We start from the raw sequence: 22,161 nt of genomic DNA, 5'->3' as shown, positions 1-22,161 counted from the left end.
CTCACAATCCGTAGGTTGCCGGGTCAAGCTTCGAGAAGATCTCGGCCCGGTACACTTCGGCGATTTCCTCAGGCGTCCATTCCCGATCAAGCGGCAGTAGACCCTCCCATTTGGTCACCAACTCGCGAAAGCGCGCGACCTTGGCCTCAGCGTCCTTCAACCCATGGGTTTCTGTTGCGATTTTGACCACTTCCTTAAGGTCCGCCTCAATAGCGGCTTCTGATATCGCCACCATATCTGCAGAAGCCTCGTGGACATTAATGCCCTTTTCCTTTGCCAGCGCGAGGTTTGTCGCAACATCGTCGGCAAATTTCCACGTGGTTGCAGCATTGCCCAGAGCAGCGGCATCCATATAGGCCCGACGCTCTTCGTCTGTCAGCGACTTCCAAAAATTGCGGTTCACGCTCATCACATCTAATCCGTGAACGGTTCCGCCGGGCATGTTGGTGGTGACGTCCGTTGCCACGTCAATCAAACGGATCGAGGTCAATTCCGACGGTGCGTTGAAAGCCCCATCAATGGTCCCTTGCGACACGGCCTCGAAAATCTCATTGCCTGGCAAACTGACGCCGACGGCGCCCATGGCCCCGGCCCAGCGAACCCAGGACCCGCCCGCGGCGCGGATCTTCTTACCTTTCAGCTCTTCAGCGTTAGTGATCGGCGTCGTGCTGATGATCGCGTAGGCGCCAGTCGAGGCATTGCCCAGCGGCACCTGATTATTGGCCAGCCGTTCCGCAATGCAGGGCTCGCAGGTGAGGATATATTCGCTCATCGCGCCCGACATCGCGTAAGGGTTCTTGCCCAGCATCGCCAAGTCGATGGGCAGCATTGCTTCGGGCAGCTCAGACGGGAAGTAGTTCAACACCAGATATCCGCCATCGACGACCCCATCTTTGATACCGCCAAAAGTTTGCACGAGATCAAGAAGCGAGGGTGGGAACACCCGGACCTTCAACTCGTCATTGGTGCGGGCCGCCAGATCAGCAGCAAAAGCGTCGACGCCATAGTGAGCGCCTGAACCGGGCGGTACCCCGACCACGATTTTGACGTCGCGCGCCTGTGCGCTGGCGGCAGTAAGGGCGATGGCAAATGCAGCGCAGGTGCCCCTCAGAAGTGTGGTGAGTTTCATTTTCAATTCCTCCCTAGGTGCGTACCGAAATGGCACGCAAAGTTGTTGTGACTCGATCGAGCCGCGGTTACTGGCCCCTCCAGACCGGTTTCCGCTTCTCTGCAAAGGCGGTGGCGCCTTCGCGGGCATCTGTTGAAGTGATAATCCTCTCCAGAATTTCGTTCTGCCGCTCCCAGAGCTGATCTTGTGACCAGCGGGCAGCATCGGTGATGATTTCTTTCGTCGCAGCCAATGACAGCGGTGCGTTTTCCGCGATCTGACCTGCCAGCGTGCGGGCGGTTTCAAGCGTTGCACCGGGCGCACAAAGGCGGTTGACCAGCCCCCAGCGTTCGGCCTCTGCCGCGTCGATCATCCGCCCTGTCAGCGCGCATTCCATCGCGATCTGGCGTGGCATCCGTTCGGGCAGGCGCACCAAGCCGCCAGAGCCGGCAATCAAGCCACGTTTGGCCTCAGGAAGTCCGAAAACCGCGGTTTCGGACGCCACAATCATGTCACAGGCGAGCGCGATCTCAAAACCGCCTGCCAGCGCATAGCCTTCGACAGCGGCGATCAACGGCTTGGAAGGCGGCGTTTGCGTTAGGCCGGCAAGGCCACGGCCCTCAAGTTCGACACGCTCACCAGCAATGAAGGCCTTAAGGTCCATCCCGGCGCAGAAATGGTCGCCCGCGCCGGTAAGGACGCCGATGGAAAGCGCCGGATCGTCGTCCAGCAGGTCCATTGCCTCGGCAATCGCGCAGGATGTTTCGTGGTCAATCGCGTTGCGCCGGTCGGGTCGGTTCACCGTCACGATCAGCAAAGCGCCCTCGCGGGTTACGATCACCTTTTCTGCCCGTGCGTCGGTCATACCGCGTTCCTCATTCTCGCCCAAAGGCCCATACGGTCCCGGATCACGCGCCCTTCGACAACGCGGCCATTCTCGACCCGCACGATGCCATTGACGTCCAGCGTTTCCGCAACAGGGCCAGAGGCAGGTGCGGGCAACCCGCCCAGATAGCGGCCGGTCTGGCGGACGTTGAAAGCCACGTGATCGCCCGCTGACAGCAGTTCGCCCACTTGCGTTTCCGCCACCTCGAAGGCCAGCGCGGTGCCGGTCAGGTGGTCGTCGTCACATCGCACCGCATCAGGAGAACGCGGCCAATCGCCCTGCAACCACTGCAAGACAGCAGCTTCGGCCTCCGGGTTGCGGGGTTGTGGTACTGTGTCCCACGGAGCCACGGCAGGCGGATCGACAAGATCGGCCTGACCAGATTTCAGCTGGCGTCGCCGGGTCATATAGTCTTCCTGTGCCACGCAGCCGGTCAGAACCCGCCCGTTGCTGCGATAAATGCCCACGCCCGACCAAGCTGCCGCCTTGCCATCAGTGGATCCATGCTCGCTGAACCGAATCGCGGCCCAGCCGTCGCCGACCAAAGTCTGATGCGCGGTCATGCCCATGCCCGGATAAGCCTTCATCTGCACATCGACGGCAGGCAGCCAAGCGTCATCGCGCCCCGCAAAGACCACATCTCCAATCGAAAGCGCATAGTCCGGGGAGCATATCTCACGGGCCACGGCCTTGTCCTGACCATTGAAATAGCCGACAACCCAGCGGCGCAGAAGCGACAGCGTATCGGTCACGTCGCCCCCCCAAAGGTTTTCCGCAACTCCCCCTTAAGCAATTTGCCAGAGGCATTGCGCGGCAAGGAGTCGGCGAAAACGATGCGTGAGGGGCATTTGTAGCGGGCCAGATGGCTGCGGGTGAATTCCAGCAAGTCTTCGTCGGTGACTGAAGCGCCCTCTTTCAGCACCACGACCGCCAGTGGTGTTTCACCCCAACGCTCGTGGACAACGCCTATCGCTCCGACCTGTGCAACGGCTTCATGGCCGTTCAATACGTTCTCGATCTCAGCCGGATAGATATTTTCGCCACCCGAAATAATCATGTCTTTGAACCGGTCGAAGAGAAACATATGCCCCCCCTCATCCAGGTAAGCCGCATCGCCCGTACGGAACCAACCGCCATCGACAATCGCCTCAGCGGTTGCCTTGTCGTTTCTCCAATAGCCCTTCATCAGCATAGGGCTGCGCAGCCAGACCTCGCCCACTTCGCCGGTTGGCATATCTGCCCCCGTCGCCGGATCGACAACCCGCAGTTCGACCCAGGGCATCGCCTCGCCGCAGGATTTCAGCAGATGGGCATTCGGCCCGTCCGGGTTATGCAACTCAGGGCCTAGGCAGACCACGGTGCCGGAGCTTTCGGTCATGCCATAAGCGTGGATGAAATTGCAGCCCAGCGTTTCCATCGCACGGCGTAGCAAGACGTCGCCCATCGGCGCTGCGCCATACATCAACAACTCCATGCTCGACAGGTCAGCTCCGGCCACCTCTGGCGCGTTGAGGAGGGACTGGACCACGGCAGGAACCAGAAAAGTATGTGTGACCGCATGGCGGCGGATCAGCTCGATAATGGCGGCTATGTCGACATCAGCCATCAAGACTGTATGGCCCCCCGCCAGCATAGTGCTGCTGCCGTAGCCACATCCGCCGACGTGAAAGAGCGGCATCGCCACAAGATTGACGCTGCCCTCTGTCATGCCCCAAGCCTCGGCCAGATTGCGCGTGTAGGACATACCTTCATTGGTCAGCATGACGCCCTTTGGCATACCGGTCGTGCCAGAAGTGTATAGGATCAGCGCCACGTCATCGGGACGGCCCTCATATCCGGGATCGGTCTCAGGCGCTGCCGCGCATACCGCGTCGAAGGCTGGGCCAAAGTGGATCGTCTCAACCTTAACGTCGCCGTCGGTCAAAAGTGCAGCGCCGGTCTCATCAAGCAGCAGCAACGACGGCGCGGCATCGGCTAAAATCTCGTTGATCTCACGCGCCGACAACCGCCAGTTCAGGCAGACCAGCGTGGCACCGATCTTGTTGGCCGCAAAAATCATCGCGAAATATTCAGCGCGGTTCTTGGAGAGGATCGCCACGCGGCCGCCCTGCCCGACCGCTTTTGACATCAGCACGTTCGCACATTGAGAACTGAGCCGGTCCAGCGCGCCAAAGCTTTGCGTTTTGCCGTCAAATGTTAGGGCCGCCGCGTCAGGGCGGACTCGCGCATGATTGCGCATGATATTTGCAAACGTGTCGATGATCGTTCCCTCCGTGATCTGACGGTTTACTCAATAGCTTTTGGGCAGTCCTAGCGAATGCTGGGCGAAAAAGTTCAACACCATTTCCCGGCTGACGGGTGCGGTCTTGTGCAGACGGGCGATAAACCACAGGTCAGCCAGTCCGTATTCCAGCGCCATCCCATTGCCACCATGGACCTGAATGGCCTGATCTAGCGCCACCAGCGAGGAATCTGCTGCAGCGAATTTTGCCATATTGGCAACCTCACCGGCCTCTGCTGACCCTTCATCGTAAAGCTGCGCGGCTCGCGCCGTCATCAACCGGGCCTGTTGCACCCCGACGTAGGCGGCAGCGAGCGGATGGGCGACCCCCTGATGTGCCCCAATGGGCACCCCCCAAACTTTCCGCTCACCAGCCTGCAACGCGCCTTTTTCGATGGCATAGCGCGCAATGCCGTTGTTGATGGCCGAGGCGCAAATGCGTTCGGGGTTGAGGCCCGCAAACAGATGCTTCAGCCCCTGACCTTCGGTGCCCACCAATGCATCCGGCGGGATTTTGACATTGTCGAAATAGAGCATGAAGCTGGTTTCGGGCACATGCAAAGCAGTCTCTATCGGCGTTTTGCTGATCCCTTCCGCATCGGTCGGCACAAGGAACAAAGACAGCTTCCCGCGCCCCTCGGCATCCAGTTCTTCGTCGCGGGCCACTACCATTATGGCATTGACCTCATCCACCGCCGACGTCCAATATTTCGCGCCGTTCAGCACCCAGCCGTCCCCGTCTTTCTTGACGACTGTAGAGATTTTATGGGTGTTCGACCCGGCATCGGGTTCGGTAATGGCGAAAGCTAAACGTTTCTTTCCGCTGGCAAGACCGGGCAGCCAGTCGTCCTTCATTGTCTGACTGGCGTGGCTTTGAATGATTGGGGCGCAGATGGAACCGATGACCAGCGACAGAATTGGGCAGCCTTGGGCCGCGACTTCCTCGACGATGACATTGTAATCGGCCATGCCACCGCCACCGCCGCCGTATTCCTCGGCAACATGCACGCCGATGAAGCCTGCCTCGCCAAGAGCGTTCCACAGTTCGACCGGTTTGGCCTTACGCTTTGTAACGTCCTGAAAGTACTTGCGTCCGAAGCCGCCTGCCAGCTTGCCGACGCTGTCGCGCAGCATCTGGTGATGTTCGGCGGTATCCACGAGTGAAGAGTTGAAAACGCGTGCCATATCTGATGCCTATTTTGTCTTGGAATTCGTTTCGGAAAGCGGCCAGTCGTAAAAACCCTTACCCGATTTTTGACCCAGCTCTCCCCTTGCAACCATATCTTGCAGCAGCTGGGGCGGCTCGAAATGCGCCCCGAGTGTGCCCGCAAGTTGCCGCGCAATGTCCAGCCGCACGTCGAGACCCACCATATCGCTCAAGCGCAGGGGGCCGACCGGGTGGCGGTAGGCGGTGGTAATGGCTCGGTCGATATCTGCGGCACTCGCGACGCCGTCTTCGACCATGCGGATCGCTTCGAGTGCCTGAGCGAGGTCCAGCCTGCTGGTCGCAAAGCCGGGGCTGTCTGCGACCACGGCAGAGGATTTACCGATGGCTTCAGCGAAAGCACAGGCCTGTGCGACACTGGCTTCATCTGTCTGTGCTCCGCGGATCACCTCGACCAGTTTCAGCGACCAGACGGGGTTGAAAAAATGCATTCCAAGAAAGGTTGCCGGATCCCGCACCGCCCCGGCCAATTCATCAATCGACATGGCAGAGGTGTTGCTGGCGATCAGTTTGGGCGTGCGCGCCGCGATCTGGCCGAGCACCTTTTCTTTCAATGCGCGTTTTTCTGGCACTGTCTCTATGACCAGATCAAGGGCTTTGGGCAATGCATCGGCGCTGTCCAAGGTCGCCACCCGTGCAAGATTCGCCTCTGCCTCTGCCGCCGTCATCTTGCCCCGGCTGACGGCACCTGTGGCAGCGTCACGCAAGGTTGCGAGGGCCCGCTTGGTCCCCACTGCATTCGGCTCAACCAGAAAGACGTCAAATCCAGCCATTGCAAAGACATAAACGATCCCGACCCCCATGGTGCCTGCACCCACTACGCCAATCCGCTGCGCCCCGTGTTGCGTCACGTCATGCATCTTGCTGCGCCCCTGCGTTATGAGCGGCAGCGGGGGTCTTGCGCAGGACAAAGCCTGAGTATCCCTCTGCGGCGCAGGTCTCCAACAGGCGACGGTAGCTGCGGATGCCGCCAGAATACGGCATGAACACCCGTGGCTTTCCTGCCACCTCGCCGCCGTTATAGAAACTGTCAGCCGTCATATAGAGCGTTTCAAGCGCGCGTTCTTGCACGTGGGCGGTCCAGTCCTGTTCGGCTTGCTCAGTTGCCTCGACCTCAACTTCTCGGCGCGATTTCATTCCGGCAAACAGCGCGACAAACCAATCGACCTGCTCTTCAATCGACACCATGACATTCGACAGGACCGATGGGCTGCCGGGACCGGCCACGATCAATAGGTTCGGGAAGTCGGCAGTCGCCACGCCCAACTGTGTGAGCGGGCCCTGCGCCCATTTGTCCTTCAGCAAAGTCCCGTCGCGCCCCATGATGGTAGGCTTGAGCAGTGACCCGGTCAGCGCATCAAAGCCCGTGGCGAAGATGATGATATCGAATTCGTGGTGCGCCTCTGCCGTGCGAATGCCGGTCTCAGTGAACTCTAGGATCGGAAATTCCTTCACATCCGCCAGTGTGACATTGTCGCGGTTAAAGGTCTCGAAATAGCCACTGTCCACGGAGGGCCGACGGGTGCCAAAATGATGTGTGCGGGGGATCAGTTTTTCGCGGGTCTTAGGGTCTTTGATCCGCTCGCCGATCTTGCGATGGAGGAAGGCGGAAGCGACCTTATTGGCCTCTGCGTTGAGCAAAATGTCCGGGTAGGTCAGTGCAAAACCGAAGCCAAGCCGCTGATAGGCCTTTTCAAAGGCCTTTTCACGCTCTGCTTCAGGCACATCCAACGTCGCGATCTTTTCCGGCCTAAACCCCAGCCCCGTGGGCGAATTGCGCATCAGCGCCCGGCGCTCAGCGTAGTTGGCCTTGACCTCGCGGTCCTCATCCTCAGTCAGCGGCGCATTGGCGGCCGGGACACTGTAATTCGCGGTGCGCTGGAACACAGTCAGATGAGCGGCCTCGGGTGCGATGATCGGTGTCATCTGCATGCCCGACGACCCGGTGCCGATGATAGCAACCCGCTTGCCTGCATAATCGACCCCGCCTTTGGGCCAGTTCGCGCTGACGATCACCTGCCCTTTGAAAGCGGATTGACCGGGATAGTCCGGCAGTTTGGGCGCGGAAAGCTGACCGAGGCACAGCATCAAGAACCGCGCCTGCCATTTCTGACCGTCTTGCGTTGTTACCGCCCAATGTGCGGCCGCTTCGTCATAGACGGCTTCGGTGACGCGGGCATTGAGAACCACGTCCCGGCGCAGGTCAAACCGGTCCGCGACATGGTTAATATAGCGCAGGATCTCCGGCTGAGTCGGATAGCGCTCTGTCCAGCGCCATTCCTGCTCAAGCTCTTGAGAGAAGCTGTAGGAGTAGTCGTAGCTTTCCACATCGCAGCGGGCACCGGGGTAGCGGTTGTGGTTCCATACGCCACCGATCTCATCTGATGCTTCTAAAACTTTCGCGTCGATCCCGGCTTCGCGAAGCCCATGCAACGCACGCAATCCCCCTAGGCCTGCCCCGACGATCAATGTCTCGATTTGCATCATCTGCTCCCCTCCCCAGGCGGCGCCGCCACTCTCACGAACCGCAAGATTACTGATTATTAAAAAATACTACTCACCAGTATATTTCAAGATAATTCTAGGAGCGGCACGTAGATTCCGCCTCTGCAGCGCAGCATTGTGGGGCATCGACCCGCAGGCGACACATCACATGTCGCGGCGCGCAGTTTACTACAACTAAGCTGCGCAAGCCGATGGGAAAGCTCATTAATCGCCGAAGTAAGTTGCTAGATCAGGTGGCGCTTTTAACGAGGTTCAGGATGATATCTGTCATCTTTTCCGACATGTCGTCGGCGTTCAGCGATCCGCCCGGATTGAACCAGAATGTCGACCAGCTAACCGCACCCACGATCGCAAAGGCGGTGACACGAGGGTCCGAAAGGGTGAGTCCCTCGTTCTTGCAGGCCGCGATTAGCAAAGATTCGATTCGCAGCATGAAGGTGTGTCGCAGCGCTGCCAATTCCTCTGCGTGTTCAGGCAGCAGGTTCTTTTCCTCGCGAATGTTAATCGCGATGTTCTTCTGAGTTTGCAGAACCGAGGCGACATATCGCGGGACGAAGCGCTTCAGCAGGGTGATGGACGGCTCGCCTTGCTCCAGAACCCGATCAATCTCACTCAGAGCATTGCGCACCCCGATCCGACAGATCGCGACAAGCAGATCAGATTTTGATCCGAAATTTGTATAGATAAAAGGTTTGGTCACCCCCAGCCGGGAGGCGACTTCATCCAACGTCGTGTTGGTGTAGCCCTTTTCGTAAAAGAGCTCTGTGGCGGCATCCAACGTCCGTTGTCGCTTCAACGCAATGACTTCCTCGCGGACTTTCAGTTTGGTTTGTCGCACCGCAGCCGTTTTCATCTATATATCTCCCCCAAAGGCACCCGATTGGCCCTACTGTCGAAACAGGCGCGTGCATCCCATCAGAGTTTCGCTTGCACAAGCGAATATTGCAGTCATACTTAAGGGTAACAATTAATACTTACCAGAACAGAAATGTAGATCATGCCCATTGATCCTTGTTTTGCGCAACTGCTGGCGGACCCGCGCAACATTGTTCGGCCTCCCCCACCGCATGTCCCGATGGAGAAGGTCCGGCGCGCGGCAGATGCCGCCATGGTCCAAGGCGATGCGCCAGAAATGGCAGACGTGAGCGATGGGACCGTTCGCTTGCCGGGACGCGACATTTGTTTTCGGCACTACCGCCCCAATGAGGCAGCGGTGTTGCCCGCGATCTTTTTCTGTCACGGGGGTGGATTTGTTTGGGGCAGCATAGAGACGCATGACGGGATCTGTCGTCGGTTGGTGGCCAAGACTGGGGCAGCGGTTATCAGTGTCGGCTATAGACTAGCGCCCGAGACGCAGTTCCCCGGCCCCGTTGAAGACGCCTACGGCGTCCTGCGCGAGGTCACCTCAAATGGGGGTGCCTATGGCATCGACCCGACAAATACCGCGCTTTGTGGCGATAGCGCAGGCGGTGGCATTTGTGTCAGTGTGGCGAAGTTTGCAGCGCGCGATGCGATCCCGCTGCGTCACCTTGCCCTGATCTATCCGGCGCTTGATCCCGGCTGCGACTCCGCGAGCCAGCTCGCTTTGGCCGCCGGCCCCCTGCTGACACAAGAGGCGATGCGCTGGTTCTGGTCTTGTTACCTTGGGGCACCGCAGAATCGGGCCTCCGAGTTCCTGCCCCTGCATAGCGCGTATCTGGAAAGCTTCCCGCCCACGACGATTGCCACGGCGGAATATGATCCCCTGAAGGACGAGGGGGAGGCGCTGGCCTCGCGCTTAGGCGCGCATGGCATAGAGCTCGCCAGCGAATGTTTTCTCGGCATGATCCACGGGTTCCTGTCACTCCCAGCCGGGTCACCGACGACTGAGGCCGCTTTTAATTTCGTCTGTGCGCGTCTGAGGACCGCACTTGGCACCCGACCCCAGAACAAAGGGCCCTGACATGCGCCGCAAGTTCATCGACATATCCGTTGCGCTGGACGCCGATCTCATCTCGGATCCGCCGTTGATCCAGCCACAGATCGAATATCTGGACCACCAGCAGACCAGCGATCAGGTCGCCTCGTTCTTTGAAGGCTTGAAAAAGGACCAATTGCCCGAGGGCGAAGGCTGGGCAATCGAACGCCTGCAGATTGCCACCCATAACGGCACTCATCTTGATGCGCCCTATCACCACCATTCCACCATGAATCGGGCGATTGTGGAGGGCGGCGAGCCTGCCGCGACCATCGACGAAGTACCGCTGGAATGGTGTTTCTCGAATGCGGTCAAACTGGATTTCCGTCATATGGCGAACGGCTATGTGGCCACTCCCGGGGATGTCGAAGCGGAATTGAAGCGCATCGGCCATGAGATCGCGCCGCTGGATATCGTAGTCGTTAATACCGCCGCCGCCGCGCATTATGGTCAGGAAGACTATATTCACACGGGCTGCGGAATTGGGCGCGATGCGACGTTGTGGCTGTTGGAGCGCGGGGTGCGGGTGACTGGCACCGATGCGTGGTCATGGGATGCGCCTTTCGGCATAACGGCGCAAAGGTGGTCGCGTGACCGGGACCCGAGCATCATCTGGGAGGGCCATCGGGCATCAATGGAAATCGGCTATTGCCACATGGAAAAGCTTGCAAACCTCGACCAATTGCCCGACCACGGATTTCTGATCTCCTGTTTTCCTTACAAAATAAAGCGCGCGTCTGCTGGGTTTACCCGCGCTGTCGCAATTATTGAGGAGCAGTAAGATGCGTCTGGGAACTGTAATCCACGCAGACCGACAAATCGTCGTTGCGGCTACGGACAGCGGGCTGGTTGACCTGACAGCGGCCTGTGGCTTTGCGGATATGCTGACACTGATTGCCAACGGGGCACTGGGGCTAGAAACCGCCCGCGCCGCCCTCGACACCGCGCCGCGGATCAAAGAGACGGAAGTTACATTTCTCGCGCCCCTGCCCCGCCCCGAGCAACTGCGCGATTGCTTGGTGTTTGAGGAACATCTCATCAACGCCTTCGCAAAAGCCCGTGAGATGACGGGACGAGAATTTGCCATCCCGCCGGTTTGGTACGACCAGCCGATTTATTACAAATCCAACCGCTTTTCGGTGATTGGCCATGGGGAAGATGTGCGCTGGCCCGCCTATAGCAACCATATGGACCTCGAACTTGAACTGGCGATCGTGATCGGCAAAGGCGGTTCAGACATCAGCCTAGAAGACGCCCCGGACCACATCTTCGGCTACACCATTTTCAATGACATGACCGCAAGAGACGCGCAAATGGCGGAAATGGCCGGACAACTCGGACCGGCCAAGGGCAAGGACTTCGACACGGGCAATATACTCGGGCCTTATATTCTGACCGCGGACGAAGTGCCTCACCCCGCCGCGCTTGAGATGCGTGTTTCGGTAAATGGCCAGCATTGGGGTGGCGGCAACGCGCGTGACATGCGGCATGACTTTGCAAAGATCATCGCGCACATCTCGGCCAGCGAGACCCTGCATCGCGGCGAGGTGATCGGTTCCGGCACAGTTGGCACCGGATGCGGGTTAGAGTTGGGGCGGCAGTTGGCAGATGGGGATTTGATGGAATTGACGATCCAGCACATCGGCACGCTGAGCAACCGCATTGTCAGGGCTAGGTCACGCGCCGGATAGATCACCGTGGCAGCGAGAGTGTTTTCGGCCCATGACCGACATTGGGGCTAACCGATGCAACGCAAAAGAGAAAGCATGATCGAAAGAGCATGCAGAGAGAGAGCTGATACGCGGGTTCAATGAAAATGGTGCCATGGGGGAGAGGTTCCGGAAGCGTTGGGAGAGAGGAGCCGCGCAGGGGCGGCATCAGTTTTAGTTTCAGGGAGGGAAATGCCAGAGGGGGGAGGAGGCCGTGCTCGGATTCTAGCCAGCAAAGACGGCGTCGAGAACATTGGAAATATAAGTCTTCGCGCGCTGGGGATAGATCTCGCTGATGGTGCAGAGATGAGCTTCAAAGGTCTCGGGCGGCACGATCAAATCTGGCCGTACTTCACGAGTGAGATACACCGGCTCTCATGCTGCACCATGCACCACCACGCATGCGCAGTGAATTTTGCCGCTGGGTAGCGCTGAAGCAGACGTTGGTAGCGAATTCAGCGAACGGCGGCTCTCCTGAAGGTTTTTCGATGTGGGCCGCGGCACGACGGTAGCGGCCATGAGGTGGCGGCCGACGTTGACAAACCTCGGAAGGAGGAAGCCGTGGGGGTCTTGGATCATGCTATGGAGAAAGTGTGCAGACGGTTGGGGCAACGGGTGCGTCAGCGGTTCGGCTGAAAGTGCGCGTGGCGCGTGAGACGGACGAGAGTGCGTTGGGTGCCCCCGTAATTGCTGAACGATTTGGCGTGATTGGCGTCGTGTTTCGCGCCGAAGGAGGAGTAGCGCAGCCTGTCGTGACCGGGTCTGCGGGGGGCAGTCGGTGGTGGTCTGTGGCATCTGACAGGCGGTGTGTCATGCGGCCTGCTCCCGTGGTGGCGCGCGCGACATCGGTTTTTGCCCGCGCCGGAATATCTCGATGATGCGCATGGGTCCGCCGCAACAGGGACATGGCTCGCGCAGGGTGAGTGGTATCACCTCGGCTTCGGTTTCTGGTGCGGTTGCCTTGTCCGGATACTGAACGCAGAGCAAGGCACGAACCTTCGTGATGTTGGCCTTGCGGGTCGCGCTGGCCAGCAGGCCGTAGTGCCGGATGCGGTGAAACCCGTCGGGTAGAACATGGATCAGGAAGCGGCGAATGAACTCGGGTGTGGCCAGCCGCATGACCTTTTGCCGATCACCGGATTTGATGCGATAATCCTTCCAGCGGAAGGCGACGGTGTCGGCGTCGGCGCTGACCAGGCGCGCATTCGAGATCGCCGAAGAAGGCCAGTTCCCCGGCTCGGTGCATGCCCATCAACCCCTCCAGAAACAGGCGTCGGAACAGCCGTGACAGCACCCGCACATGCAGAAAGAACCCAGGTTTGCAGGCGACCCACCTGGTGCCGTCCGGCGACAACCCGCCGCCTGGCACGATCATGTGGATGTGCGGATGGTGGGTCAGCGCAGAGCCCCAGGTGTGCAGAACGCTGGTCATACCCACCTTCGCACCCATGCGCTTGGGATCGGCCGCAATGGTCGTCACCGTTTCGGCGGATGCCGTGAACAGCAGTCCGTAGACCGCCTTCTTGTTCCAGTAGGCAATCTGCGCGATCTCGGCTGGCAGGGTGAAGACCACGTGGAAATATTCCACGGGCAGCAGATCCTCGGCGCGCGCCTCCATCCAGTCGCGCGCCGCAGGTCCCTGACACTTCGGGCAGTGCCGGTTCTTGCAGGAATTGTAGGCGATATGATGGTGGCCGCACTTGGTGCAACCGGCCACATGCCCGCCAAGCGCCTCGGTTCGGCAGGCTTCAATCGCTGACATTACTTTCAACTGGGAGAGGCTGACATGTCCCGCATTGGCCTGTCGCCACGCAGGACCATGGGTGCGGAAGATATCAGCGATCTTCAGTTTGGGCCGGGGCACCGGCCCCTGGCGCTATTCCAACCCTCGTCGCAAGGTCTCGTCTTGCAAGAGCTTCATTTGCTCGAAAGGGCTGACGGTGCTGCGGATGGTCTTTGTTGCCACATGGGCATACCGGGCAGTGGTCGTCAGCTTGGAGTGGCCAAGCAGCACCTGGATCACGCGCACGTCCGTGTTGGCCTCCAGCAGATGCGTGGCGAAGCTGTGCCGCAATGTGTGCAGCGTTGCGGCCTTTTGTATACCTGCCATATGCTTGGCCGAGGTGAATGCACGGTTCAGTTGTCGGGGTGATAGCGGGCTGATCTTTGGCTTGCCCTCAACACTTAAGACGATCGGCAATTTACGGGGCTTGCGATGAAACTGCATGAAGCGCTTCATCTCGTCGCGCCCGCAAGTGATGCCGAAGAAGAACCGCAACGAAATGATGCGCACATTGTAGGTGCTGATCGACACGCCGTCCTGTGTCATCTTGAGTTGATAGGCGCGCAGGTCTTCAGCAGTGGCTGTGTCAGGCGACCGGCCAAGGAAGGACGCAAAATGCTTCACATTCCGGATGTGCGCTTTTTGCGTCTTCTCGCACAGCCCGCGAATATCCATGTCTTCGATCATCCGCTGACGCAGCGGGGCGGTCTTCTCCTCTTTCATGGGAACCTCCTGTTTGACGGTGGGAAAGACCCCAATCGTCAGCCCAGAAGTGCCTCTCACAAAGAAAAAACATGAAATATGTGCCGACCTCGCGGTCGGGCGCCAATGCCGCGGAGCGGCTTAGTCCTCCCGCCCTTCATGAAGGCATCCGCAATCGGCCCGAAGCTGACATTGAATTGGTGTTATACCGCTGCGTTGCAGCTTCTTTATAGCGGACATCGCCGAAGGGACGCAGAGCAAGGTTCTACCCTTGATGTGGTTGCTCAAAATGATGCCCACGAGTATTTAACCCAAGTCCGCAAACTCAAATATTAGATGTGGGTTTTAAGGACACGTATTGAAACATGAATTTTTGGATTGCATATGAATTTTCAAGCCGAGAAAGACGGTCTTCACGATGACCACCGAGCCGCGTCAGCAACCGCGATCCAGTCGCACCATGGGTTTAAACCATTCATGCTGACTGACATTGCGCGAGACTTACTTGATAGGGTGAACAACCCAAAAGACTTAGGCAGACAGTTCTCGCAGACCGTAAAAAGAGGTGAATGTCCAGTCAAAGAAGTTCCCATTCCTCAAGGTGCTAAGCATAACAACCACTACCGAAAACTCTACCCTCTGGAGGGCAGTTGTCGCGCGCTTCTGAGATTTGTTGTGCAGTAGCCATTCCGGCCAATGGCGTTGTGGCCACTTGCTGCGTTGCAGAAGATCAATAAGCTGCTACCCAACGTACCTGAAATACGGGGCGATCATTTCAAGTTCGCCCCGTATTGCTTCAATTGTCTACCTGTCCAGGCTCGATGCTTGATCATCATAGCTGGCGAGATCGCCGGATGACTGCAGACCTCTTACGAGCAGACCGACTTCTTCATAGAAATCGGTTTTTTTGGTGTTGCCAAAGAGTTTTCCGGATGAGTCTTTCCAGCAACGATCATTGGCTTGGCGCGACATACAAGTGTAGCGACCAGATGGGTGGTACGTGGTTTTGATGTGGATCATATCAATCTCCGCTTTTAGTTTCGGCTCTCTTACCCAGAGCCCTAAAGGGGCTGCCGGCTAAATCGTCCAAATGGAGACCGCGGGACTTCGGAAAAATTTAAACCGAAGCTAGAGCTCAGTTAAGCCCTATGCAGGAGAGAGAAAACAGTACGGTTAGCGTACGGAAGTCAACGGCCCAAACCTGCCGTTGACCGACATTCAGGACGCTGCGATGCAGCTTTTCGTAAGCCGACTTTCAGTCGATTGCGATCAGCTTAAGAAACTCCGTTTCTCCCAAAATTCGAATTTCATGACCCTCACGCTGCAGTTCTTCCGCACGTCGATGCTTACTGCTTTTATCATGTCCTGCTAACGTCGAGATATCTTGGTCACCGACGATCAGCAGCGTTACCTTCTTAGAAACGCCTGTTTTGATTGTGATCCCAGCTCCGGCAGCAAAAGTAGCTGCTTCCACACGCGACATCGCCAGTTGCCCCGTAAAGCACGCAACATGACCGTAAAGCGCACCATTTTGATTGCCTGAAACAGCTACCGAAGTCGGGTATTTCTGCTTTTTAGGCTTTGCCAGTTCTAAGAAGTCTTCACCTGTTACCGTTTCCGCCAAAAGAATAACTTCAGCAGCAGCACGAGCATCCTCTTCAGCGTCGTGATGCTTAAACTTTAGATCTAGGTGAGTCTTCAAGCTAGCCAAGCCGTGACCGCCATTGCCTTTCAGTTCTGGCCAGGCCTTACGCGCTATTTGAACGCTATCTACCCAAGTCGCTCTCAGCTCTGGAACGCCAGAGTATTTACTGGCAGCGTTGAACGCCTGCTTGTCAAAATTACTGTGTTGTACAAGTATGTGTCGCTCCAGAAACGGCCGCAAGAATTGCAGAACTTCCTCGAATGAAGGAGCGCCCTTTACTGTTGTTTCGTCAATGCCGTGCAGATTGACATTAAAACTCTCAAAGCCTTGCTCAGGGTCAACAAGGATGCTGATGGTTTCGATGTCACCATTAGTGGCGACCATTGCCAATCCGACTTGGCAAATGCTGCTATGTTGCCGATTTGCTGTTTCGACGTCTAGGGCCACTAAACGATATGTTTGGTTCAAAAACCTCTGCAAATCGGGTGAGGTATCTCTTTTGGGACGTGCGGGACTCGGCGAAAGCGTACCTTGTTCGATCAAGTCGGTTTCGACCGAATTTGATGGAAGTTCGGCCATGCTTAACGCATATGTCTTTCCGCTTTGTACTCTCGATATCTCCCCAGCTTTTACCAGCCAGGAAATCAGGTTGCCTATATGACGACCATCTTGCTCGTCGAGTTCCGCCGCGACCTTGTTTTGCAACACACCAGGTTTTGACGTGACGAGTTGTCGAATACGTTCAAAAAGCTCAGCAGACTTCATATGCTTCTCGGCATCAGACCTATATGGCTCTAGGTGATCGAACTTACGTGTAAGATCGATCACCTTTGAAAGCCCTTCTGTGTCACCAGTCAGCGCCATCATAGTACCGCCTTGTTGCAACGCCGGAATACGGAGGTGTAGGCGCTCCCCTTGCCCTCTAGGGTCACTCAACCAATCTCGGAGCGGAGTGATACTCAAGTGGGCAGCTTCTGCGGCGTCGGAGTACCTTTTCTCCGAGATTGCGCTTTGCAACTTTTCAAGCAAAGAGGAGTAATCGCCCCCAGGCATCTGGGCGGACATGGCTTCTAGTCTGCTTCTGCTTTCTTGCTCGATATCTTCTAGGCCGAGACCCTCAGCGCAAGGCACACGTTCAACGCTAACGCTAACGCTCACGGACCGCGTGGCGTTTTCCACTGCTCCAATAGGTTTGTGACCACCTAAAATTCTTTTGAAAAAAGCAAACACTATGTCCCTCCGAAATAGAACCAAAATTCAACCCAAAATTTAAATTCCGCTCCTCGACGCTCCAACATTAACTAGGGACCTTTTGGTTTCGCCAAGTCGCCAACACCCCCGCAACATCCAGGTCAGCGGGCTCTTCACTCCACAAGGCGGTGAAGGATGCATCAGCGCTGTCAGGAGTGGGGTTAGGTGTGTCAACTTTGATGCGTGTGGGCATAATCATAGAGTCGCCAATGAGGATCGCTTCACCACGTCTCAAGGAAGAGAACATCGATGTAATTCCTCGCACCGAGTCTGGTAGCAGATTGCGAACATACGATTGGTCATCTGGGTTGGAAATCCTTAAGCACAGAAAGCTTCCACACTGCGACAAGATCGTAGACGACATCTCTCTGGGCCGCTGGCTAATCACCGTGAGGCTAATGCCGTATTTTCGCCCCTCCTTAGCAATCCTTTCAGCGGATTCTCTAGGTGCTTGATTTGATGCAGAGTCGCTCAAGTAGATATGAGCCTCATCTGCAAAAATCGAGATCGGAAAGCGCGAACCTTTGAGGCGACTATGCCAGTAAGAGAAATCAAACAAGCACCTCAATGTTAACGAAATCAAAGAGCCTCTAACGTCGAAAGGCACTGGGCTGAGATCAAGAACGACAATCTTCTTGCGATTTGAGCTTTCTTCACCAAGCAGTTTGCGGAATAGGTCATCCATTGAGGCGCTGGTGTTATATGTCTGAGGTTTGAAAATAAGGTCGTAACGTCGGTCGTTTAACCGTGACTCAAGCCGCATGAGAAGACGCGTGAATTGCCCATGCAGCGGGCCGGACTTTGGTCCTCGCTGACCAGCGACCATTTCGACGTCAAGACGCCTAAACTCATCGATGATCTCCATGAGATCAAAGTACACGGGTGTGTCGATGGTCACCTTTTCCAATCCAAGAGCGGCATTCTCAGGATGATTTTCTTTTGCAGCCTGCAAAAGTTCTTTAAACTTTGCGTTCTGGTTTGGAGCACTGGACTCGGCCCGATCTATCATTAGAGACAGGATTTCTTCAGCGTTCATCAACCAATATGGCATTTCAATATCAGCGGCCGAAATGACTTCTGCTTCATCACCAAACGCCTGAGCATACTCACCATGTAGATCTAGGAGTAGGACTGTGGATTGAGGGAAAGCTGCGATCTTTTGCAGTACCGACGCAACCGTCCAAGACTTTCCGCCGCCGGTTTGACCAAGTATTGCTGCATGACGGCTAAGAAATGAATCAAGGTTCATTTTTGCATCTTGCTCTGGAAGGAGGGAGAGCTTTCCCAATGAAAAGTTACCCTCAGCAAAGCTTGTGTAAATGTCGTTTATCGTCGATGGCAATACAGCGAACACCGGTGCATTTACCGTTGGCAGAACATTGGTTCCCCGCTCAAATTCTCCGCTAGCATCCATTGTTCCTATTGGAATCGTGAGGAGTTGCCGCGAGACCTGATCCACAACAAAATCTCCTGCTGCAACTGCTGTTTTTACCTCAGCCGCACCAACATTGGCTTCCCTCATCCGAGTTTCTGTGACCAAGCAAAGCAAAGTACCGTTGGGCAAAGACAATTCTACAAACGAGCCAGGCTGGCCTATTAGGATATTCACTGGACCGTCGGGTGTAGTGACATCAACGGCCATTTCTTCGGGTACACCAACGTTATTATCACCGTCGAAATCCATTAGCGCGACGGCAATAGTATCGCCTCTGACCTCAATCACTTTTCCGATCTGATGCTTCACATTCTATCCCCTAAAAGAGTTCAACAAACTTACCAAATTTCCATGTGTCGCTACTATCTGCGTGCTCGCGCCCACCAATCACTTTCTTGTCCTTGCATACATGAAGTACATTGGGTCGAGCGCGTAAATTACTAAGGCCCCGAGGTTCGATTTCACAGAAATTTGCGAGCGATATGCCTCCGGATGAAATATGTGGAGTCATTAGGCTGTCATTGATGTGACTGTCGCCGAAGCTAAAACCCGATGAGATAAGGTATTTACAACGACTACTTAAAATCGAGTTCGAAACATGAAAGAGGCGATCATATGGGCGTGACAGGGTCTCAATCACTTTGGTGCGCCTCGGAAGAACCATGCACCTAGCATCTTGATCAATAATGGCGCTTGGAGCAGCTTCGAAAATTCTTTCTTCTCGTTTGTACCAAGACACCGAACCGTGAAGCTTAATCAGACGAATGGTTAAGCCGTTTTCTGGCTTGAAGGTTGAACCGGATGTCTCACCAGACACCATTGAGAACTCTTGTTCCGAAAAATGCCGAGTTGTCGCACCGACAAAACCATTCACCAACTTCAAGCCAACTTCAGCACAGGCATCCTCTATCAAGAGGTCGTAGTTCGTCGTAAATAACCATACGTTAGTTGGGCGCTCAAAAGCTCTCGATTTCAGTCGTTCTAAAAACTTTACTTGATTGGAAATGTCAGGCTCCGTAACGCTCAGAATTACATCACGAACCAACTTTCGTATTGCCTCCTTGAGCAGCTGATATCTTGGGAGAGGATTGTTCGCATGATGGGCAATCACCAAATCTGAAATTTCTTCGATGTTCGGTAGTCCGCTTGCACCGTCAAAGGTCAAATCAGAGGCAGAAAGTACTTCATCCATCGCGGCGCGATCGTTTCCTGTTAGCGCTCCAACTACAGATTTTGTGAGCCCCATGACAAGCGGGTACCCTGACTCATAAGACGTACCAGCGCCAAACAGAAAGCCAAGGTTGTCGATGCTTGTTCCCGTCTTTGGGACGAATTCTTCGATATTCAAATCTGTACTTCTCAAAATCAAATGGGGTAATCACATTCAATCCACAGTTGCACACCTTGCAGGATATCGCCAGCCTCAGCATCATCATTCTATATCGCTAGATTCTCAGTCGAATGACTGCTAACGCATCAAAAAACCTACGCGATGTGCCCGCCGCAGCAAACTTCCGCTTTCCGCCCCTTCTGACGTATCACTATACCGGATCTTCGGAGTTCTCGTCGCCTCGAAGAAGCTCAGAAACTTCATATTTGTCGATCAGAATCGCGGAAAAGACGTTCTGTCCTCGCAGCCGGAAGACTTTCTTGGCGCGGCCTTCTAAGATGAGATTCACAATACGATCAGTTGAAGCCCCATTTTTTCGAACCGCATCAGCGATACTGGTCAATGTCTCCCATTTCCGCGATTCAGGAAATGATCCAAAGTGTTTCAACCACGACACAATTGTCGACTCGGTGAACCTTGGGCGGGCAAGATCTCCCCCCTCACCCGGGATCAGGATCTCGGCTTTGATAAGCGTTTCCATTTGCCCGCGCGTGAGACCCAATCTCTTTTGTGCTCCGGTGAATGCAACTGAACCACTGGCCTGCTCGAGGATCTCACGTGCATCCACTGCGTCAAAGATGATCTCGAAGTCAGCCAATTCGCTATCCTCTATGATGCCGGCATCGACCAAGATTCTGCGTAATCGTTTCGGATGCAGATCATGTGTCGTCGACGCCGTCCGGATCGAATGGAGACGTCTTTCAGTCAAGACGTAGTCCAGCGCCTGATCACCAGCACCCAACGGCCAGTTTTCCAAAATGTGCTGCCGCAATAGATCACGAAGAGACTCAAACTCATGGCCACTCCCTGCCCCACGTTTCTGCCAATCATACAACTTACCGTAGCAAGCTTGCGGTCGATCTTGTGGCTTACTCGGGCTCATTCTCAAGCGCTCGAAGTAGGCAAGGACTTCGTGCGGGCCGTTATTCAATATTGTAAATCCGGCAGATGTTGCGGCAGCCAGTTCTTCTTGCGAGAGCTGGCCCAAAGTCGCGGCCTTCCCGTGGATCACTGATACCCCCAACATTTCGCAAATCGCGCCCAATGCCCCAATGGGGAAGCTCTTTGCCCATCCTTCGGGATGGTCGCCGTTAAGCCGGCGAACGACATGGTCCTCGTACAGACCACCCGCAGTAACCTCCCGGTCGAGTTCACCCTCCACCACCTCAAACATCCACGGTAGCCAGGCATTTACAAATTCATGTTTTGAAGAGTCTTCCGGCGGTGGGACTAAGGCAAGCCTGTGAACAGGACAGACCCGCGCCGACGAGATCAACCAGAGCGTCCGACCATAGGTTTTTGTCATCGCCCCAGGCGTGAGCTGCATGCTGGTATCGCTGCGAAGGCACGCTGGGCAAACCCGGCTTTCGCCGCGCAGGAGATGTTGCTTACCCAGGTCGTGTCCAAGCAATTGGTACCGAGACAATCCAGTTGGCACGCATGCCTGTCTCATCAGATCGCAAACGGCGACACCGGAAAGATCAGAGATCTTACTGAAGACCTTGGGGTCCCCCTTAAGGAACCCGGCCATGGTCAGCTCAGCGTCCAACAACAGATCCGCAATCGTCGGAACCCCATTGGCGAACGCCAACCGTGATACGAACGACGCCGTTGTCTCATCTGGATGGAAAGTTACCCTGTTCTTCAATCTCATGGTCTTGGATGTGGCAAAGAAAAAGGGGCGCCACAAGGGCACCCCGAGGTTTGAAAGACTGAGCTCACTCGTTTGCCGCTCGGTTTGTTTTATGCCGGCGCACCAATCCTCGTAAGGAGATAAGCGCACTTACCCCTGGTCTCGTTGCGGGCCAAATAAGAAATGACCCCGCACCATCTAACATTGGCAGCGCTCAAAAAACGCCGATATTCACTTATATTCGGTCATTCTTCCGAAAAACTAGGAAAACAATTAGTCCCCATTCCTTAACGCCGGTTTTGCCGAATTTTGAAATTCCGACAAAATTACGGCTTCTGACAAGAACCCTCGGGGACGCAAGTCAACATAGAAATCTGACACTTAAGATTTCTTCCCCATCATGGGGGCGAGCAGAGGTAAAATGCAACCGAAGGGAACTTTTCCGCTCACCGACGACGAGCCGCGACTTGTCGCCGAAGTCTCGGGAGGAAGCAAAAAGCTTCTGAACACGTAAATAGGTGTTCTAAGAGTGGAAAGAAAGCCAGACTTCCAAAAACCTGACTTCCTTCATGTTAAAAAACAATAACTTACCACAGGATGCGTGCTAATGTGTTTGCCTATGGGCGTCAAACGTCCACAAATGGGCTTTAT

General features: G+C 55.8%; 17 protein-coding genes and 1 pseudogene. 3 read left to right on the top strand and 15 right to left on the bottom strand.

All coding sequences use genetic code 11. The annotated features are described in order from the left end of the window. Position 1: 1 nt before the first annotated feature. From WNY61_RS12930 to WNY61_RS12895, 8 genes are all read right to left on the bottom strand, one after another. On the bottom strand, positions 2–1,129 hold the full coding sequence (locus WNY61_RS12930) for a C4-dicarboxylate TRAP transporter substrate-binding protein (RefSeq protein ID WP_342851832.1): 1,128 nt from the start codon (positions 1,127–1,129) through the stop codon (positions 2–4). A 67-nt stretch (positions 1,130–1,196) separates the two neighbouring features. Beyond that, a complete protein-coding gene (locus WNY61_RS12925; protein WP_342851831.1) occupies positions 1,197–1,973 on the bottom strand; it encodes a crotonase/enoyl-CoA hydratase family protein in 777 nt (258 codons plus the stop codon). Further along, a complete protein-coding gene (locus WNY61_RS12920; protein WP_342851830.1) occupies positions 1,970–2,746 on the bottom strand; it encodes a hypothetical protein in 777 nt (258 codons plus the stop codon). Before WNY61_RS12920 ends, WNY61_RS12925 begins: the two co-directional genes overlap by 4 nt. After that, positions 2,743–4,254, bottom strand: coding sequence for a long-chain-fatty-acid--CoA ligase (locus tag WNY61_RS12915; protein WP_342851849.1), 1,512 nt, complete (start codon positions 4,252–4,254; stop codon positions 2,743–2,745). The genes WNY61_RS12920 and WNY61_RS12915 overlap by 4 nt, the downstream gene beginning before the upstream one ends. 30 nt (positions 4,255–4,284) lie before the next feature. Continuing rightward, entirely contained in the window at positions 4,285–5,460 is a 1,176-nt protein-coding gene (locus WNY61_RS12910; protein ID WP_342851829.1) for an acyl-CoA dehydrogenase family protein, read from the bottom strand. Positions 5,461–5,469: 9 nt separating this feature from the next. Next, positions 5,470–6,360: a 3-hydroxyacyl-CoA dehydrogenase family protein gene (locus WNY61_RS12905; RefSeq protein ID WP_342851828.1), complete on the bottom strand. Its 891-nt coding sequence runs from the start codon at positions 6,358–6,360 to the stop codon at positions 5,470–5,472. Continuing rightward, positions 6,353–7,987, bottom strand: a complete 1,635-nt coding sequence (locus tag WNY61_RS12900; protein ID WP_342851826.1) for an NAD(P)/FAD-dependent oxidoreductase — start codon at positions 7,985–7,987, stop codon at positions 6,353–6,355. Before WNY61_RS12900 ends, WNY61_RS12905 begins: the two co-directional genes overlap by 8 nt. Before the next feature lie 247 nt (positions 7,988–8,234). Continuing rightward, positions 8,235–8,858 (bottom strand): TetR/AcrR family transcriptional regulator, encoded by a 624-nt coding sequence (locus tag WNY61_RS12895; RefSeq protein ID WP_342851824.1) that lies wholly within the window; start codon positions 8,856–8,858, stop codon positions 8,235–8,237. A gap of 144 nt (positions 8,859–9,002) precedes the next feature. Between WNY61_RS12895 and WNY61_RS12890 the strand changes: the two genes are divergently transcribed. The 3 genes from WNY61_RS12890 to WNY61_RS12880 are packed head-to-tail and all read left to right on the top strand — an operon-like array spanning position 9,003 to position 11,653. Continuing rightward, entirely contained in the window at positions 9,003–9,947 is a 945-nt protein-coding gene (locus tag WNY61_RS12890; RefSeq protein WP_342851823.1) for an alpha/beta hydrolase, read from the top strand. Position 9,948: 1 nt separating this feature from the next. Continuing rightward, complete coding sequence (locus WNY61_RS12885) at positions 9,949–10,743, top strand: cyclase family protein (RefSeq protein ID WP_342851822.1); 795 nt, start codon at positions 9,949–9,951, stop codon at positions 10,741–10,743. A gap of 1 nt (position 10,744) precedes the next feature. Further along, a complete protein-coding gene (locus WNY61_RS12880) occupies positions 10,745–11,653 on the top strand; it encodes a fumarylacetoacetate hydrolase family protein (protein ID WP_342851821.1) in 909 nt (302 codons plus the stop codon). Between the two features lie 828 nt (positions 11,654–12,481). Here WNY61_RS12880 and WNY61_RS12875 read toward each other — a convergent pair. The 7 genes and pseudogenes from WNY61_RS12875 to WNY61_RS12845 form a co-directional block, all read right to left on the bottom strand. Continuing rightward, positions 12,482–13,535, bottom strand: a pseudogene (locus WNY61_RS12875) (transposase). Positions 13,536–13,547: 12 nt separating this feature from the next. Next, positions 13,548–14,177 carry a tyrosine-type recombinase/integrase gene (locus tag WNY61_RS12870; RefSeq protein ID WP_342851819.1) on the bottom strand — a complete coding sequence of 210 codons (630 nt, stop codon included), beginning with the start codon at positions 14,175–14,177 and terminating at the stop codon, positions 13,548–13,550. A gap of 783 nt (positions 14,178–14,960) precedes the next feature. Continuing rightward, positions 14,961–15,176 (bottom strand): hypothetical protein, encoded by a 216-nt coding sequence (locus WNY61_RS12865; RefSeq protein ID WP_342851818.1) that lies wholly within the window; start codon positions 15,174–15,176, stop codon positions 14,961–14,963. A gap of 235 nt (positions 15,177–15,411) precedes the next feature. After that, positions 15,412–16,668 carry an exonuclease domain-containing protein gene (locus tag WNY61_RS12860; RefSeq protein ID WP_342851817.1) on the bottom strand — a complete coding sequence of 419 codons (1,257 nt, stop codon included), beginning with the start codon at positions 16,666–16,668 and terminating at the stop codon, positions 15,412–15,414. A 430-nt stretch (positions 16,669–17,098) separates the two neighbouring features. Beyond that, entirely contained in the window at positions 17,099–18,796 is a 1,698-nt protein-coding gene (locus WNY61_RS12855) for a DUF87 domain-containing protein (RefSeq protein WP_342851816.1), read from the bottom strand. A gap of 10 nt (positions 18,797–18,806) precedes the next feature. Next, complete coding sequence (locus tag WNY61_RS12850) at positions 18,807–19,835, bottom strand: SIR2 family protein (protein WP_342851815.1); 1,029 nt, start codon at positions 19,833–19,835, stop codon at positions 18,807–18,809. Between the two features lie 193 nt (positions 19,836–20,028). Further along, positions 20,029–21,525, bottom strand: coding sequence for a TniQ family protein (locus WNY61_RS12845; protein ID WP_342851814.1), 1,497 nt, complete (start codon positions 21,523–21,525; stop codon positions 20,029–20,031). Between the last annotated feature and the right edge of the window lie 636 nt (positions 21,526–22,161).

This window comes from Sulfitobacter sp. AS92 (genome assembly GCF_038900015.1).
Lineage (GTDB): Bacteria > Pseudomonadota > Alphaproteobacteria > Rhodobacterales > Rhodobacteraceae > Sulfitobacter.
The sequence above is the reverse complement of the archived record's forward strand: the minus strand, read 5'-3'. Positions and strand labels throughout refer to the sequence as shown.

Bases quoted from the DNA above. Each gene is read 5' to 3' on its own strand.
- WNY61_RS12895 (WP_342851824.1), bottom strand. From the start codon at position 8,858: ATGAAAACGGCTGCGGTGCGACAAACCAAACTGAAAGTCCGCGAGGAA.
- WNY61_RS12860 (WP_342851817.1), bottom strand. From the start codon at position 16,668: ATGATGGCGCTGACTGGTGACACAGAAGGGCTTTCAAAGGTGATCGAT.
- WNY61_RS12900 (WP_342851826.1), bottom strand. From the start codon at position 7,987: ATGATGCAAATCGAGACATTGATCGTCGGGGCAGGCCTAGGGGGATTG.
- WNY61_RS12870 (WP_342851819.1), bottom strand. From the start codon at position 14,177: ATGAAAGAGGAGAAGACCGCCCCGCTGCGTCAGCGGATGATCGAAGAC.
- WNY61_RS12930 (WP_342851832.1), bottom strand. From the start codon at position 1,129: ATGAAACTCACCACACTTCTGAGGGGCACCTGCGCTGCATTTGCCATC.
- WNY61_RS12910 (WP_342851829.1), bottom strand. From the start codon at position 5,460: ATGGCACGCGTTTTCAACTCTTCACTCGTGGATACCGCCGAACATCAC.
- WNY61_RS12885 (WP_342851822.1), top strand. From the start codon at position 9,949: ATGCGCCGCAAGTTCATCGACATATCCGTTGCGCTGGACGCCGATCTC.
- WNY61_RS12865 (WP_342851818.1), bottom strand. From the start codon at position 15,176: ATGATCCACATCAAAACCACGTACCACCCATCTGGTCGCTACACTTGT.
- WNY61_RS12890 (WP_342851823.1), top strand. From the start codon at position 9,003: ATGCCCATTGATCCTTGTTTTGCGCAACTGCTGGCGGACCCGCGCAAC.
- WNY61_RS12925 (WP_342851831.1), bottom strand. From the start codon at position 1,973: ATGACCGACGCACGGGCAGAAAAGGTGATCGTAACCCGCGAGGGCGCT.
- WNY61_RS12880 (WP_342851821.1), top strand. From the start codon at position 10,745: ATGCGTCTGGGAACTGTAATCCACGCAGACCGACAAATCGTCGTTGCG.
- WNY61_RS12905 (WP_342851828.1), bottom strand. From the start codon at position 6,360: ATGCATGACGTGACGCAACACGGGGCGCAGCGGATTGGCGTAGTGGGT.